Genomic DNA, 14,239 nt, shown 5'->3' on the forward strand with positions numbered 1-14,239 from the left:
GGGGCCGGGGTGCGTGTGGGGTGCCCTTGGTGGTGGGGGCACGGCGGCGGCCGGGGGGGGGGGGGGGGGGGGCGCGCCCCCCCCCGCGGACCCCCCCGGGGGGGGGGGGGGGGGGGGGGGGGGGAACCGTGCGTAGGGAAGGATGGTCCCGTCCCAGCAGAGTAGTCGTGTTGTGTCTTGGCAAAGTAGACGCGTCCGCACTGGTTGCTAACGTCGACACGGGTTGAGAGGGCAAGATGAAGCGCTACGAGTACGTCACCATCAACGGGTCTGGCAACGAGGCGAAGCACGTCGCAGTCTTCAACGAGACCATCAACCGCTACGCAGCAAAGGGATGGACGGTTGCGCAGATGGTGCGCCCGTCTGTCATCGGTCCGCTCGGCGTGCTCTTCGAGCGAGAAGAAGTTTGAGGTGGCTCGCACAGAGCGGCCCACCCAGGCGATGTACGCGGCGATCGGCCGCACGGCGGCGGAGTCCGCGCGGGTCGAGCAGAACCTGCGCGAGTTGTTCGCACTTCTCATCGAGTCGCCTTACGGCCGGGTGCTCACGGCAGGCGAGGACATCTCGCGGCTTCAACAGATGTGCCTGCGGGCCGCCCGCTACAACAAGAAGATCACCGAGGCGCAGCTCGAACAGCTCATCGCGATCGACAAAGCGATCAGCGCGGCTCGGCCGCAGCGCAACTTCCTTGTGCACTCGGTTTGGTACCGGATGAAGACGCCCGGTGAGCACTACGGCGAGCGGAGCAGTCGACCGGCCACCTCCCGGAACGGTGCAACGACGTCTGAGCACGCCGTCTGGACACTCGATGATGCGAAGGAAGTCGCGGACTACTACGAGAAGATCGCGGGGCTCTTGGAGCGGTTCATAGATCAGACATTCGAGGGCGTTCGCATCCCGCTGCTGATGAGTCGCGCCCAAGAAGAGAACATCCGGGATCGATGGGAGAAGCTCATGGGCGACTCCCCTCCTTCCGTCGCCCGCACCACGGGACCATCACGGGACGGCTTGTCCGAGTCCGCTCCTGAAGCACAGAGCTGAGCGACATCGAGGGCTCGCGCCGGAGTGCGGCGCGGTCTCTCACCGCCAGCCCGTCCCTTTGATAGCCCCGGAGCGGTTCTTCCGTCGGACGGCGGGTGGTCTGCGAGCTGATGTGCGCGGCCCAGCACTTTCGGTCAGCAATCGGAAAGAGCGCGCACTGGCCGGCCTCGTACCTCGAACACGGGGTCGCGGCCGCCGCGAGAATGAGTGACCGTCGAGGGATGCGCGCGGAGCAACCACGACTGCACCAGCTCGGCTCAGTCCGTCCGATCGCCGTGGCGCTGAACGGCACCCGCACCATGATCGACCGCCGGGTCTTCGAGGACCTCTTCGAGAACTCGGTCGTCAGTGGCCGCGCTCCGTACCGGCAAGCGCTGGACCGCTCGGAGATCACGTTTGGTGAGCTCGTCGAACTGTCGAGGAAGGCGGACATCCCGTACCCGCTGTTCTTCGCTCCCCACGATCACGTCCGTGCGCAGATCGCGACCAAGACGGACAAGCTCCTCCAAGGGGTCAGCAAGGAGACGTTCGCGCTCAATTCACGGACGACCGTCGACGTCGAGGACGTCGAGCTCATCGTGAAGGACCTCATCCGGAAACAGATGCTCCTTCGCAAGCACGATCCGGATCTCGAGGACAACCGGATCGTGGGTCTGCTTAAGAGGTCGCGAGGGTCAGCGGCAGCGGACGCGAAGGTGCTCGTCGATGCTCTCGGATTGCAGCACGACACGCTCACTCAAGCGCGGACGAAGAAGCGCGCGCTCGAGATTCTGATCGAGCGCCTGGAGGCACACCAGGTCTTCGTCTCGTTGAGCGTCCGTGGGTTCATGCCACAGCTCATCGAGGTGAAGTTCAGCGGGCTGACCATCAAGGACAAAAAGGTCCCCTACATTTTTCTCGCTCGCGGGGACCACGGCGATGCGCAGGAGCCCGAAGGACGGCAGCTCTTCACGTTGACGTTGCTTGCCGTCCTCGTCGCGCGGGGCATCTTCGCCCCGGTGACGTACGACGGCAGTAGTCCGGCCGTCGGGCCAGGACGCGAGTACGACATCGTCGGGGAGATCCTGATGCCGGAGCAGGCAGTTCGAGGGCTCGCGCTGGCGACACTCGAGGACCTCAAGGCGTCCGCAGATCGATTCAACGTCACGCCGAGCGCCCTGGTCGTCCGAGCGCGGCGTCTCCGTCTCGTGAGCCCCGCCGTCGCCGCGTCACATCTCAACGCCCTAGGGCGAGAATTCGCTGCTCGGCCACCCAGCCGAGCACAGCAGCCCAAGCCGGTCAACGGCGTCCGCACGTACAACGGAAGGGAGTTCTCGGCGCGCATGCTCCGGGCACTCGACGCCGGACGCGTCTCCCCAGGCGACTTCTGCCGAGTGGTCTGTGCGAACAAGATCAAGCCACACCAGATCCGCGACTTCCGGGAGGCGCTCGGATGATGGGGTACCGGTACCTCCTCGACAACAACGCCCTCTCGCGACTCACGGTCGAGGAACGCTCCACGCCGTTCATCAGGGAGCACTGTCGTATCCCCTCAGAGGTGCTGCACGAAGCTCGCTTCCTCCCGGACATCGTGTCCCTGACCGAGCTGGAGTACCGGACGACGGGACGGGTGTTGCACCACCTGCAACGGGTCATGAAACGTGTGCCGGTCGACGACGTTCGTCTGGTCAACCTGTACAGCGGCAAGGGCAACGCGGATCCGATGCTCGTGGCATGCGCTCTGGACGCCGTCCACGAAGAGGAAGAGGGCCTGTTCGGCGACGAATGGGCAATCATCTCGAACGACGACGCAGTCCTCGCCATGGCGCGTCTCTTTGGTATCACCGTGCTCACGAGCAGCGAACTCGACCCGCTTCTCCATGGCCGTGCGCACGCGACTCGTCACGACTGACGGCGCAGCGGCGCGACCGGACGTTGTCGCACGTGCCCTCCCTCAGCCGGGAACCAATCGGAGGGCCGCGCGTTGCGTCCTGAGACGTCTGCGCGTCGCGGCGACTCCCTCGATGTCAGTCGACGCGACGGACCACAGTTCTCCCTGGGCGGTCAGCAACGCCTGCACGATCGGGTCGGCCTCGTCCGCGCTGTGCAGGAGCGGCGCGAGTTCTGCCGTCAGGCGCCGAGCGTCTTCGTGCAGCTGGAGGAAGGGCGAGGGCGACTGTGCAGTCGATTCTGAGTCGAGGCTCACAACCACGGCGATGAAGAACTCGATGGAAGCGACTCCTCGGTGTGCGCCGACCCGGAGGAGCGCCAGGGCTCGATCCAGCGTCTGCTGTGCTGCGGTCATGGACGGACGAGTATCCGCCTCTGCGGCGATGCGCTCGACGCGACGTGAGCGGCGGATCGCTTCGAGCGCGAGCTCCTCGTGGCCGCCGTTCTCCGAAAGCAGCAGCACGAGTCGTTCAACAGAACGGCAGGCCTCCTTCAGGGTGACCCGTCGACGAGCGGCTTCTTCTGCGTGCACAGTTCGGAGTATGCGCGGACCGTGCGCCGTGGCGCGTGCGGGCGCGACACCGCCGTACCTTGTTCGGCCGCTCGCGGACCGTTGCCGGGGTGTTCCACTTCGGCGCCGAAGAGCGGTCAGAGCGTGACCGATCCGCAGACACGCACGGGGCAGCAGTTGACACTTGAGATGAAGGAGCAGCAGCGCAGGAACTGGCCGAGAAAAAGGCGACGAAACCTGTGGCTCGACCAGTTCAGCGTCGGCCCAGAATCGCCCAACTGGGCATGCCCGGAACGCGCACCCCGTCCCTTGCATCCTCGGCAGCACCGGCCTTCGCCTGACACCCTCAAGTCCCCGCGTGATCTGTTCCAAGCGGGCGGAAGCGTCGGACGAGTTCGGTTGTCCCGCTCGCGATCTTGTCCCGTGTCCCGTGTCCCGTGTCCCGTGTCGCACGTCCCGTGTCTCTGGCTCAGGTCCCGGGACACACCGGCCGACTCGAGCCCGACACTCGACTGTCGTCCCGTCCCGTCAGTCGCGCCGGCGGGGCACGATCCTCATGCTCCCGATCGATCAGGTCGCTTCACCGCCGGCCCGCTCTAGAACTCCAGAACGTCCTAGGTGACAGCACATGCTGACGCACGCATTCGGCCGTCCGCTCGGCATGCATTCGGCTCGTTCCCCTGCAGCCATCACGCACCGCTGAAGTGCCAGTTGGTTGTGCGCAGGCTCTCGTCTTCTCCGATGTTGCACCGCGACCGCGGGCTCGTTCCAGGAGCTCTGTCCACTCGCCACGGCGCCCGGGTCACGCTCCCCGACGACGTCGCGAGACGTCAGACGCGAGAGCGACCACACCGGCGGCAGCATCCTCTGCCGGCTGGTCTTGCTCCCGCCGGCGATCCTCGTGCCGCCCGGATCGGTCCGGGTGCAGTCAAGGTCCAGATGCTTCGTCGTGCTCCTCGCGCTCGCTCCGGCGGCGGTGTTCGTCATCGGGTAGGCCCTCGGTACGAGCGGCGAGGTGTGAGTTGGCGAGAACGCAGCCGAGACCAAGACGATGCTCCACCGCGACGGCGGGTCGAGGCGAGCAAGAACGGTGCGACGACCAGCGCGGCGAGCATCGGTAGCCAGTACTCGACGGCACGCCAGCCGAGGACGCCGAGCAGCGCAACCGACGTCGGGACCCCTGCGACGTGAAGCGTGGTCACTGCGGCTCCCTCGACCAGCCCGAGCGCCCCGGGCGTGATCGGAACGGTGGCCAGGACGTTCGCGATGCCGTACGCCAGGACGACGACCGGCCACGGGGGCCGGGCGCCCGCAGCGACGAGCATGAGCCCGAACGCCAAGAGATCGGCAGCCCAGTTGCATCCCACCCAGGCGAGCAGGGTCGCGAGCGTCCGGACCGATCGGAGGCGACCCATCCCAAGGGCCAGTCCGTCGACGTAGCCGAAGATGGTGGCTTCGGACGGGTGCCCGACGGCTCGCCGCAGCGGCGTCGTCAACCACATGGCGCCCTCCCGTACGCGATCGGGCCGGCGAGCGATGACCGCGCCGCCCAGTCCGACGGCGACGGCGAGCAAGAGGACCGTTCCGACGAGGACGGCGACACCAGGGGAAGGACGGCCGTGCCAGGCGGTCATCGCTACACCACTGATGAAGAGTGCGCCGAGCACGACGTTGGAGACGATGACACCGGTCGTGGCCGCGGAGGCAGCAATCGGGACCGGGACGTCGAACCGTCGCAGGAGTGAGATGCGCAACCCCGCGGAGGTCGCCGCTCCACCGGGCAGAACGCTGCGGACCCCCTGCGCGACGAGGTCGACCGCGAGGACGTGCCGGAAGCTCGGCGCGTCGGGGCCCAGGAACGCGCGGGTAGCACGAGACGCGGCCGTCAGGGACACCGCCTCGGCGAGGACCGCCACGCCGGCGACGATCGAGGCGCTCGGCGGTAGTTCGCGGAGGACGAGGAACGCCTCCTCGGCGTGCGGCGCGGCGATGACCACCGCCGCGGCGACCAGAAAGGGTGCGGCGATCGCGAGCATCCAGCGTAGTCGTGACGGACGGGAGGCGCGGTGCAGGTTCGCACCGCGCCTTCCGTCCTCCCGCCCGGCGCGACCGCGAGGGGCTGTCATGGAGCGGCTTGGTCGAAGAGCCGGCCGGTGACGCTGGTCGGCTCGAGCACGACGGTGGCGCGCTTCGGTGTCGCCAGCATCGAGTGGATCCGCTGCGCCGTCACGTGCCGGGTGTCGGGGATGTGGGCGGTTCCCCTCGCCACGACGCTCCAGGCGGTCCACCCGTCGTGTTCGTCCACCTCCATCAGGATCTCGCGCCCGGAGTGGACGGCGTCGAGGATCACACTGCTCGAGGTCGCGAAGGCCAGTTTCCGTGTCTCTGTGACGTAGTTCACCGGGATGATCTCCAGCGATTCCTGGGTGCGGAACGCTACGCGGGCGATCCGGCTGCGGTGCAGCCGTTCCCAACACTGGTCCGCGTCGAGCGTGACGACGAGTTCGTCCAGCGGGGTCGCATCGAGTCCGCCCGCTCCCTGAGCCCGCGGATCCTTCGCCTCGTTCGATGGTCCGGTCGCCGCTGCTTCCATGGTCTTTCCTCCTGGTCTGCGGGACGGAACGAGCGTGATCGCTCCGATTTCTCGCCCGGTCGGACCAGCATGCGACGCACCGTTGCTCGTGCGCAGGGCCGGAAGTCCCACCGACCCGGGGCGCGACGCGCCTGCGGTCAGCGGGTCCGACCGAAGCGAGCTGCGAAGCGGCGCACGTGGTGTGCGGTGTGGTGCGCTCCGAGATCGTTCCGGAACACGTACCGGAACGCGAACGCCTTGAGCCCCTCGACGAGGAGCAGGTAGACGACGGCGATCACGGCGATGACCGCGAGCAGGCTGCCGGGCAGCGGCGCGAAGTCGACGAGCACTCCGATCGGGCTCAGCGGCAGCACGACTCCGAGGGCCGCCGAACCGAGTGCACCGAGGGTGAGCCACCGTCCTGGCCGACTGCGCCAGGACGGAACGCGGTTCGTGCGAACGACAAACACGACCAGCGACTGGGTGAGGAGCGACTCGACGAACCAGACCGTCCGGAACTCCGTCGGGCCGGCGTGCACCACACCGAGGAGGACGGCGAACGTGATGAAGTCGAACAGCGAGCTCACCGGTCCGAAGACGAGCATGAACCGACGGACCGCGCCGACGTCCCAGCGCGCGGGAGACGTGAGCCGTTCGTGATCCACACGGTCCGTCGGGATCGCCAGCTGCCCGAGGTCGTAGATCAGGTTGTTCAGGAGGACCTGCGCGGGCAGCAGCGGGAGGAACGGCAGGAAGCTCGCCGCGACGGCAGCGCTGAGCATGTTGCCGATGTTCGACGAGGTGCCCATCATCACGTACTTGAGGGTGTTGGCGAACACCCGCCGACCGGTCCGGACGGCGGTGGCGACTGCGTCGAGTCGTTTGTCGAGCAGGACGACGTCCGCCGCGTCCCGGGCGACGTCGGTCGCCGAGAGCACCGAGATGCCGACGTCCGCCGCGTGCAGCGCGAGCGCGTCGTTCACGCCGTCGCCGAGGAACGCGACGGTCCTCCCCGCGTCGCGGAGCGCACGCACGACGACCGCCTTGTCCGCGGGGCGGACACGAGCGACGACGCCGGCGTCGAGCACCCGGGAAGCGAGGGCAGCCAGGGTCTGGTCGGCTGCAGCACCGATCTCGCTCCCGAGCAGGGCGGAACCGACGGGGATGCCGACGTCGCGCGCGAGACCGGCGGCGACCACCGGGTCATCGCCGGTCACCACGACGACCTGGACACCGAGGTCACGCAACGCGCCGATGGCGTCCGCGACGCCGGCGCGGGGCGGGTCCTCGAACACGAGGAACCCCTCGAGCACGAACGCACTGCTGACCGCGATCGGGTCCGCGGTCGTCGTCGCTCGGGGCACGGCCGCGGTCGCGACCGCGAGCACCCGGTGACCGGCCGCGAGCAACCGCTGCAAGGTCTCCTGGCCAGCGGGTGCGACGTCGCTGCACCGCGCCAGCACGACGTCCGGAGCGCCCTTGACGACCAGGCGGCGGCTTCCGTCGTGTTCGAGGACCAGCGCCGACGAGGTCATCCGCTCGTGGTCGAACGGCCGGGTGGCGAGGACGACCGGTGAGCCGTCCGGTGCCGCGTTCGCCGCCGACGCGTCGAGGATCTCGCGGTCGAGGACGTCGGCGACCGAGCCGGCCGCACCGTCGGCGCGCACGTCTGGTGGCACGGTAACCCGGGCCACGCCCAGGAGCGTCGAAGCGGGGCGACCACTGGGGTCCAGCGCATCCTGGAAGCGGAGGCCCCCCGACGTGAGCGTGCCGGTCTTGTCGGTGACGAGGACGTCGACACCGCCGAGATCCTCGACGCACACGAGACGCTTCACGAGCACATCCGACCGCTTGAGGAGTCGGGCGCCGGAGGCGAGCGCGGTGCTCACCACGGCGGGGAGCAGCTGCGGCGTCACCCCGACGGCGATCGCCAGCGCGAACAGCACCGTCGTCAGCAGTGGGCGGGAGAACGCGATCCCGGCCACCACGATCAGGACCATCAGCGACACGGCGACCCAGACCAGTAGCATCGAGAAGCGCGCCAGGCCGGCCTGGAACGCTGTCTCGGGCGCACGGGAACGCAGACCAGCAGCGATGCCGCCGAACTCCGTCGCCCTCCCGGTGGCCGTCACCCGCGCATCACCGGAACCGGCGACGACGACTGCGCCCTGGAGCACGGATTCGTCGGTCCGGTGTTCCACGGGACGGGACTCTCCCGTGAGGACGCTCTCGTCGAGTTGGAGATCCTGTGCCGACACGAGTGCTGCGTCCGCGGGCACGACGCTGCCGACCCCGAGGCGCACGAGGTCACCGACGACCACGTCGCGCACGTCGACGGTCGTCCAGACCCCGTCGCGGAGCGCCCGAGCGGTGTGCCGCAACTGGTCGGCCATCGCCGAGGACACCAGCGCGGATCGGTACTCGTTGACCGTACCGAGCCCGACGCTCGTGAGGAGGATGACGGTGATCACGACGGCGTCCTGCACCTGCCCGAGCACTGCGGAGACGACCGCGGTGGCGAGCAGGAGGAGGAGCACGACGTTGCGGAACTGTCCGGCGATCGTGCGCACGAGGCTCGGTGCCGATGTGCCAACGGCGTTCGGCCCGTCCTCGGCGAGCCGCGCCGCCGCGGCTGTTGACGTGAGCCCTTCGGCGAGGTCGGCAGTGGGCGCCGTGGAGGTCGGACCGTTCATCGTCGGCGCGGGTCCGGTGAGCGCAGCGGCGCGATGCACACCGGAGTTCGCGAACCACTGATGAGCTCGTGTGCAGTGGAGCCGAAGAGCCGACCCTCAAGCGTCGACGTGTGATGTCGTCCGAGGACGACAATCGACGCGTCCTCGGCGTACCTGCCAAGGACGTCGGCCGTGTCGCCTTCCTCGACGACAGGTCGGTGTTGCAGTCCGGGGAACCGGGTGTGGAGGAGCCGTTCGGCGTCGATCAGGACCTCCCGTGCGTGCGTTTCGACGAGTTCGGGGTCCTCGAAGGCGCTCAGCGTTCCGACCCGGGCGGGTTCGGCGACCTTCCACGAGCGCACCAAACTGAGCCGCCGGTGCTCCCGGACGGCCTGGGACCCGGCGAAGCGGAGCGCGGTGTCACCAGTGGCGTCGTCGACCCCGAGGACGACGTCCCCGTGCGTCGGTCGCCAGTCCTCCGGGACGACGACGGTCGGACCGTTCGCGAGGGTCGGCACGCGTTCGGGCATCCACCCGTCGAGCGCTGTTCGGACGCGGTGCTGGCGCCGGTTCCCGATGACGAGCAGGTCCGCGGTCGATGCAGCGTCCGCGAGCATCCGGTCAGGCACCCCTGACAGCCGGAACACTGCGACGTCAACCCGCTGGTGTGCCACGGTCAGGCGCTCTGCGGCGCGGGCGAGCCGTCGGTCGAGGGCCAGTCGGTCACCTCCCCATCCGTTGGTGACGGTGATGAGCTCGACCCGGCTCCCTGGCGTGAGGCGCCGGACGGCCACCCAGTCCACCGCTCGGTCACTCGCCTCGTGTCCGTCGATGCCGACCACCACGTGTTCGGTCCCGACGACGCTGCTGTCGCGCATCACCGCACCTCGGCGTGCAGCTGTTCCGGACGGCGCTCGGACTCCGCGCCCCCACCGGTGTGCGTCGGTTCGGGGACGATGCACACCGGCGCGTGCCCCTCGTGCATCAGGCGTTCACCGACCGACCCCGTGATGAACCCGCCCAGTGCCGTCCGGTGGCGACGCCCGACCACGATCAACGACGCACCCCGGGACGACCGGAGGACCACGTCGCGAGCTTGCCCCTCGACGGCTTCGCCGGTGACGTGGAGCCCTGGCTGCGCGGCACCGACCGCCCGGAGCGCGGCCCGGAGTTCGAGGTCGGCCTCCTTCGACCAGAGGTCTCGGTCCTCCTGGAGGTCGACCGCAGCGTAGGCGTCGACCGCGCTCGGGACCGCCCAGGCGCGCACGAGGGCGAGCTCGTGACGGCCACGGGCCGCTCGGTCGGCGGCCCAGGACAGCGCGGCGGACGCGGACCGCCCGTCGACACCGACGACGACCGGTCCGTCAGCACGCTCCCAGTGTTCCGGGACCACCACGACCGGGGTGACGGCGTGCGCCACTACGCGCTCGGCGACGCGTCCCCGCACGGCAGCGACGAACTTGTGCACCTGGTTGCCGCCGATCACGAGCACGTCGCCTCGTGCGGCGTCCGACACGAGGCGGTCTGTGGTCGGACCACCGGTCACGACGTGCGTGACGGCGAGTCCGCCGTGGGCCGTGCGGATGCGCTTCTCGGCTGCGGCGAGCCGTTCCTCGGATCGCGCCAGTGCTTCGCCGTAGAACTCGCTTACGGTGAGCAGGCGCACACTGTCGGACAGGGGATCGACGACATCGACGATCCAGTCGACGGTCCTCCACGCAGCAGTCGTGTCGTCGATCGCGACGGTGTAGGCGGTCATGGTCACTCCTTTCGCAGTGGACACCGGTTGCGCCCACCTGCGGCTCCAGCCGCATCCGATCCCCGCACGCTAGGTGAGGGCGGACGGAGCCAGCAGGGCAGAAGGTCCCGCCGACCGGTGCTCGGTCCCGGCGCCGATCGAGGACCTCCGACCCTGTCGTGCCGACCGCCAGCCCGCGACACTGCCGCCATGATGACCAGACACCGAGCCCAGCACTCCGCGCGCCGGCACGTCCCGCGCTCGGCGGTCGTCCTCGGCATCGTCGTCGCTCTGACAGCCGTCACGGGAGGCGCCGCCGCAGCCGTCACGACGACACAGGACGACCCGTCCAGGATCGGAGCGACGGAGCGCGTGACCGGCCCGCGGTTCCCCAGCGGCACCGACGTCGAGGTCGCCGGGAACGTGGACGGGGACGTGTACGCCGCCGGCCAGAACGTGACCGTGAGTGGGCGGGTCACCGGGGACGTCATCGCGGCCGCACAGACCGTGACCGTCACCGGAGAGGTGGACGGAGACGTCCGGCTCGCAGCTCAGTCCGTCGTGGTCACCGGCACGGTCCGGCGGAGCGCTACCATCGCGGCGTCCAGCATCAGCGTCGCGCAGTCGGGGTCGGTCAAGGAGGACCTCGTCGCTGCGGCGAACACGATCTCGGTCGCGGGCGACCTCGGCCGCGACGCGCGACTCAGCGTGGACCGGCTGACCGTCGCCGGGACGATCGGCGGGGACGTCGTCTACGTCAGCGACCACATCGCGCAGATGCGTGCCGACCACGTCGACGGGTCGGTGCAACACGTCCATCCGAACCGGACGACCTATCGCCCCACCGCCGGCGAGGCGTTCGCGTCCTGGCTGGTCGGCCTGCTGTACGCACTCGTCGCACTGGGCCTGATCACGCTGGCCGCCGGGCTCCTCGTCCCTCGGGCAGCTCACCCGGGTGACCGACCGGCTCCGTGCGGCGCCCTGGAGGGCCGCACTGGTCGGCTTCGTCACAGCAGTCGCCGCTCCGCTCGCCCTGCTCCTCCTGCTCGTGACGGTCATCGGCGCACCCCTGGCCCTGACTGGACTGTTGGTCCTGCTCGTCCTGACCCTCGCGGCGTTCCCGTACGGAGCGTTCATGATCGGACGCCTGATCCTCCGCGGCCGACGCGGGCCGGTCGTCACGGCGCTCCTGGGCGGTGCGGTCCTCGTCGTGGCGCTGCACATCCCCGTCCTCGGAGTCCTCGTGACCGTGGTGACGATCGTCCCCGGGCTCGGTGCCCAACTGCTCGACATCGCCGACGCCCGTCCGTGGGACCGTGCCGGACGGAGGACGGACGTGCGCGGTGGTGAGGGGATCCCCGCGACGCCCGGAGGCGCGGGGAGGATCTGACCGGAGCATGGAGACGGCCCGGTGCTGCTCGCACCGGGCCGTTCTGCTCGTCCCTCCGTGCCGTGCCTGCAGGTCAGGTACGGACGGCGTCAGCCCGGTCTGCCCGAAGCGCGTCGGACGTGAACACGACCCCGCTGAGTTCCTGGACGTCGAAGCGCCAGCGCTGCAGCGGTCCGTCGCGTCCGGCCCGGATGACGAGCGGTTCGGCGCTTCCGACGACGATGACGCTCCAGCCCCCCGTCGGATCTTGGGCGCCCGTCTCGAACACAGCCGTCGTACGCAAACCGAGGTCTCCGAGGCGGGGTCCCTCGAGGACGAGGCACCCGCTTGCGGGGTCCACGACGACCGCCTCCGCTTGCGACAGGGCGCCGCGGACGAGCCGGCCGCTCCGGACGCGTCCGATGAGCGACCAGCACTCGGACGCGTCGAGCGTCCGGTCGTCGTGGACCGCGAGGCCCGTGCCGATCATCGCGTTCCAGCCGGCGTGGACTCGTCCTCGGTGACGATCTGCTCGCGCTGGACGGGCGGCATGTCGAACACGATCCGGGCCGGCACCCGGCCCGCGAGGACGTCGGCCATCGCCTCGTTCACGTCGGTGAGCGGGCGGCGGACCGACACGACCCGGGTGCGTCCGGCGGCGTGCAGGGCGAAGACCTCGGCGAGGTCCTGCCGAGTCCCGACGATCGACCCGATGATCGAGATCCCCTTGAGGACGGTGTCGAAGATCGGGATGCTCATCGTGCCGTCCGCCGGCAGCGCGACGCAGACCAGGCGTCCTCCCCGCTTCAGGGAGGCGAACGCTTGCTCGAACACGCTGGCCGACGCTGCGAGCACGACGGCGACGTCCGCGCCACCGAGCTCCTGGATCTGGGCGGCCGCGTCGCCGGAGGACGCGTCGACGGCGCGGTCCGCACCGAGGTCGCGGGCGAGCTCGAGCTTGGCCGGCTCGACGTCAACGCCGATGACCTGCGCGCCGAACACCCGTGCGTACTGCACCGCAAGGTGCCCGAGCCCGCCCACGCCGAAGATCGCAACGGTCTCGGACGGCGTGATCCCGGCGACCTTGAGCGCCTTGTACGTCGTGACGCCCGCGCAGGTGAGCGGGGCTGCGTCCTCCGGTGCGACGCCAGCTGGGACCGAGACGACGTAGTCCGCGTCCGCGACCGCGAACTGCCCGAAGGCGCCGTCGATGGAGTAGCCGGTGTTCTGCTGCTGCTCGCAGAGGGTCTCGCGGCCTTCCACGCAGTAGCGGCAGTGTCCGCAGGCATGACCGAGCCACGGGAGCGCGACTCGGTCACCGATGTGTCGGTTCGTGACGCCATCACCGAGCTCCTCGATGATGCCGACTCCCTCGTGGCCGGGGACGAACGGCGGCGTCGGCTTGACCGGCCAGTCCCCGCGTGCCGCGTGGATGTCGGTGTGGCAGAGGCCGGAGGCCACGATCCGGACGAGGACCTGTCCGGCGCCGGGTGCGGGGAGCGGCCGGTCGTCGACGACGAGAGGCTGACCGAGCTGGTGGACGACTGCTGCCTTCATGGGGTGACCTCCTCACGGGCGTGGCCGGGACCCGGTGTCCCGCCGATCGGCGCCCGTGGAGTCACCTTGTCGCGCCTACTCGTCGCGGGGCAGGGTCAGAAGTCCCAAGGGAGTCGATGCGGACGGCAGCACGCCGCGGTGCGTCGGCATGCAGCACCGAGGTGATCTGATCGAGCAGGCGCAGGTCGAACGGCGAGGACTCCGCGCAGCAGGACGGTGATAACCAGCTCACCCGGTCGTGCCCACCCGACACGAGCCGATCACCGAAGCGGACGCGGAGGACGCGCCCGGGCAGCAGTGCGGCCAGTGACCGAACGTAGGCCGCCGACGCTCGATCCAAACCGCCGGCGAACCCCAAGGTGACCGTTTCGCCCAGGATCAGCGCCGCGGCGACGGACACGACGGCGCGCTCGAACGGGAACCCGCTGTCGACCACGACCTGCGCGCAGCGCATTGTTCGTCGCCGAGGAACGGACGCTGTTCTGAGCAGGTCGGCCATGACGATCAGGGCCCGGTCGCAGCGGGCGGCGGGGGAGTCGAGGATTGCCGCATCGGTCCCTCCGCACGGCGTTCGATTGGCACTCGTCCCCGCCACCGCGAGGTGGCTGATCTCGCTGAGGAGTCGCGCGCGTGCGCCTGGTTCGAGCTCGAACCAGGCGCGACGCGCGGCGGCCGCGGCTCCCGCCGGGGCTGGCTGAGTCGTCGCTCGAGGCTTCATGATCGCGCGCTCAGCGCTCACGTGGTCGCAGTCGGTCGGCGGCGCGGAGCGTCGCACCGATGCCGAGTACCGTCTCGACGTCGAGTGGTTCCGTCGGGCACAGCTCGATGGTCACGCTCGGAGGGTTCTCGG

Annotated in this window: 14 protein-coding genes; 5 read left to right on the forward strand and 9 right to left on the reverse strand. The window is 69.6% G+C overall.

Features of this window, described 5'->3' with window-relative positions:
- Positions 1-236: 236 nt before the first annotated feature.
- From DEU32_RS14155 to DEU32_RS14170, 4 genes are all read left to right on the forward strand, one after another.
- Complete coding sequence (locus DEU32_RS14155) at positions 237-410, forward strand: DUF4177 domain-containing protein (protein WP_114851120.1); 174 nt, start codon at positions 237-239, stop codon at positions 408-410.
- Between the two features lies 1 nt (position 411).
- Positions 412-1,041, forward strand: a complete 630-nt coding sequence (locus tag DEU32_RS14160) for a hypothetical protein (protein ID WP_114851121.1) — start codon at positions 412-414, stop codon at positions 1,039-1,041.
- Between the two features lie 275 nt (positions 1,042-1,316).
- On the forward strand, positions 1,317-2,477 hold the full coding sequence (locus DEU32_RS14165) for a hypothetical protein (RefSeq protein WP_147281483.1): 1,161 nt from the start codon (positions 1,317-1,319) through the stop codon (positions 2,475-2,477).
- On the forward strand, positions 2,474-2,932 hold the full coding sequence (locus DEU32_RS14170) for a hypothetical protein (RefSeq protein ID WP_141861474.1): 459 nt from the start codon (positions 2,474-2,476) through the stop codon (positions 2,930-2,932). Before DEU32_RS14165 ends, DEU32_RS14170 begins: the two co-directional genes overlap by 4 nt.
- A gap of 42 nt (positions 2,933-2,974) precedes the next feature.
- On the opposite strand, the gene DEU32_RS14175 is transcribed toward DEU32_RS14170, so the two are convergent.
- The 6 genes from DEU32_RS14175 to DEU32_RS14200 form a co-directional block, all read right to left on the reverse strand.
- On the reverse strand, positions 2,975-3,502 hold the full coding sequence (locus tag DEU32_RS14175; RefSeq protein WP_141861476.1) for a hypothetical protein: 528 nt from the start codon (positions 3,500-3,502) through the stop codon (positions 2,975-2,977).
- 962 nt (positions 3,503-4,464) lie between these two features.
- On the reverse strand, positions 4,465-5,517 hold the full coding sequence (locus DEU32_RS14180; protein ID WP_181819306.1) for a lysylphosphatidylglycerol synthase transmembrane domain-containing protein: 1,053 nt from the start codon (positions 5,515-5,517) through the stop codon (positions 4,465-4,467).
- Between the two features lie 86 nt (positions 5,518-5,603).
- A complete protein-coding gene (locus DEU32_RS14185; protein WP_114851126.1) occupies positions 5,604-6,074 on the reverse strand; it encodes a pyridoxamine 5'-phosphate oxidase family protein in 471 nt (156 codons plus the stop codon).
- Positions 6,075-6,211: 137 nt separating this feature from the next.
- Positions 6,212-8,746 (reverse strand): HAD-IC family P-type ATPase, encoded by a 2,535-nt coding sequence (locus DEU32_RS14190; RefSeq protein WP_141861482.1) that lies wholly within the window; start codon positions 8,744-8,746, stop codon positions 6,212-6,214.
- Positions 8,743-9,603, reverse strand: coding sequence for a universal stress protein (locus tag DEU32_RS14195; protein ID WP_022904011.1), 861 nt, complete (start codon positions 9,601-9,603; stop codon positions 8,743-8,745). The genes DEU32_RS14190 and DEU32_RS14195 overlap by 4 nt, the downstream gene beginning before the upstream one ends.
- Positions 9,603-10,484 (reverse strand): universal stress protein, encoded by an 882-nt coding sequence (locus DEU32_RS14200; RefSeq protein WP_114851128.1) that lies wholly within the window; start codon positions 10,482-10,484, stop codon positions 9,603-9,605. Before DEU32_RS14200 ends, DEU32_RS14195 begins: the two co-directional genes overlap by 1 nt.
- A gap of 934 nt (positions 10,485-11,418) precedes the next feature.
- On the opposite strand from DEU32_RS14200, the gene DEU32_RS17580 reads away from it, so the two are divergent.
- Positions 11,419-11,853, forward strand: a complete 435-nt coding sequence (locus DEU32_RS17580) for a hypothetical protein (protein ID WP_175329311.1) — start codon at positions 11,419-11,421, stop codon at positions 11,851-11,853.
- Between the two features lie 73 nt (positions 11,854-11,926).
- On the opposite strand, the gene DEU32_RS16960 is transcribed toward DEU32_RS17580, so the two are convergent.
- From DEU32_RS16960 to DEU32_RS14220, 3 genes are all read right to left on the reverse strand, one after another.
- A complete protein-coding gene (locus tag DEU32_RS16960; RefSeq protein ID WP_147281484.1) occupies positions 11,927-12,121 on the reverse strand; it encodes a hypothetical protein in 195 nt (64 codons plus the stop codon).
- A 197-nt stretch (positions 12,122-12,318) separates the two neighbouring features.
- Positions 12,319-13,389 (reverse strand): alcohol dehydrogenase AdhP, encoded by a 1,071-nt coding sequence (gene adhP / locus DEU32_RS14215; RefSeq protein ID WP_114851131.1) that lies wholly within the window; start codon positions 13,387-13,389, stop codon positions 12,319-12,321.
- A 61-nt stretch (positions 13,390-13,450) separates the two neighbouring features.
- The gene (locus DEU32_RS14220) at positions 13,451-13,888 is read right to left on the reverse strand and encodes a hypothetical protein (protein ID WP_147281485.1); all 438 of its coding nucleotides are present in this window, start codon (positions 13,886-13,888) and stop codon (positions 13,451-13,453) included.
- Positions 13,889-14,239: the final 351 nt, after the last annotated feature.

The organism is Curtobacterium sp. AG1037 (assembly GCF_003349855.1).
In the GTDB taxonomy this organism is placed as follows: Bacteria; Actinomycetota; Actinomycetes; order Actinomycetales; family Microbacteriaceae; genus Curtobacterium; species Curtobacterium citreum.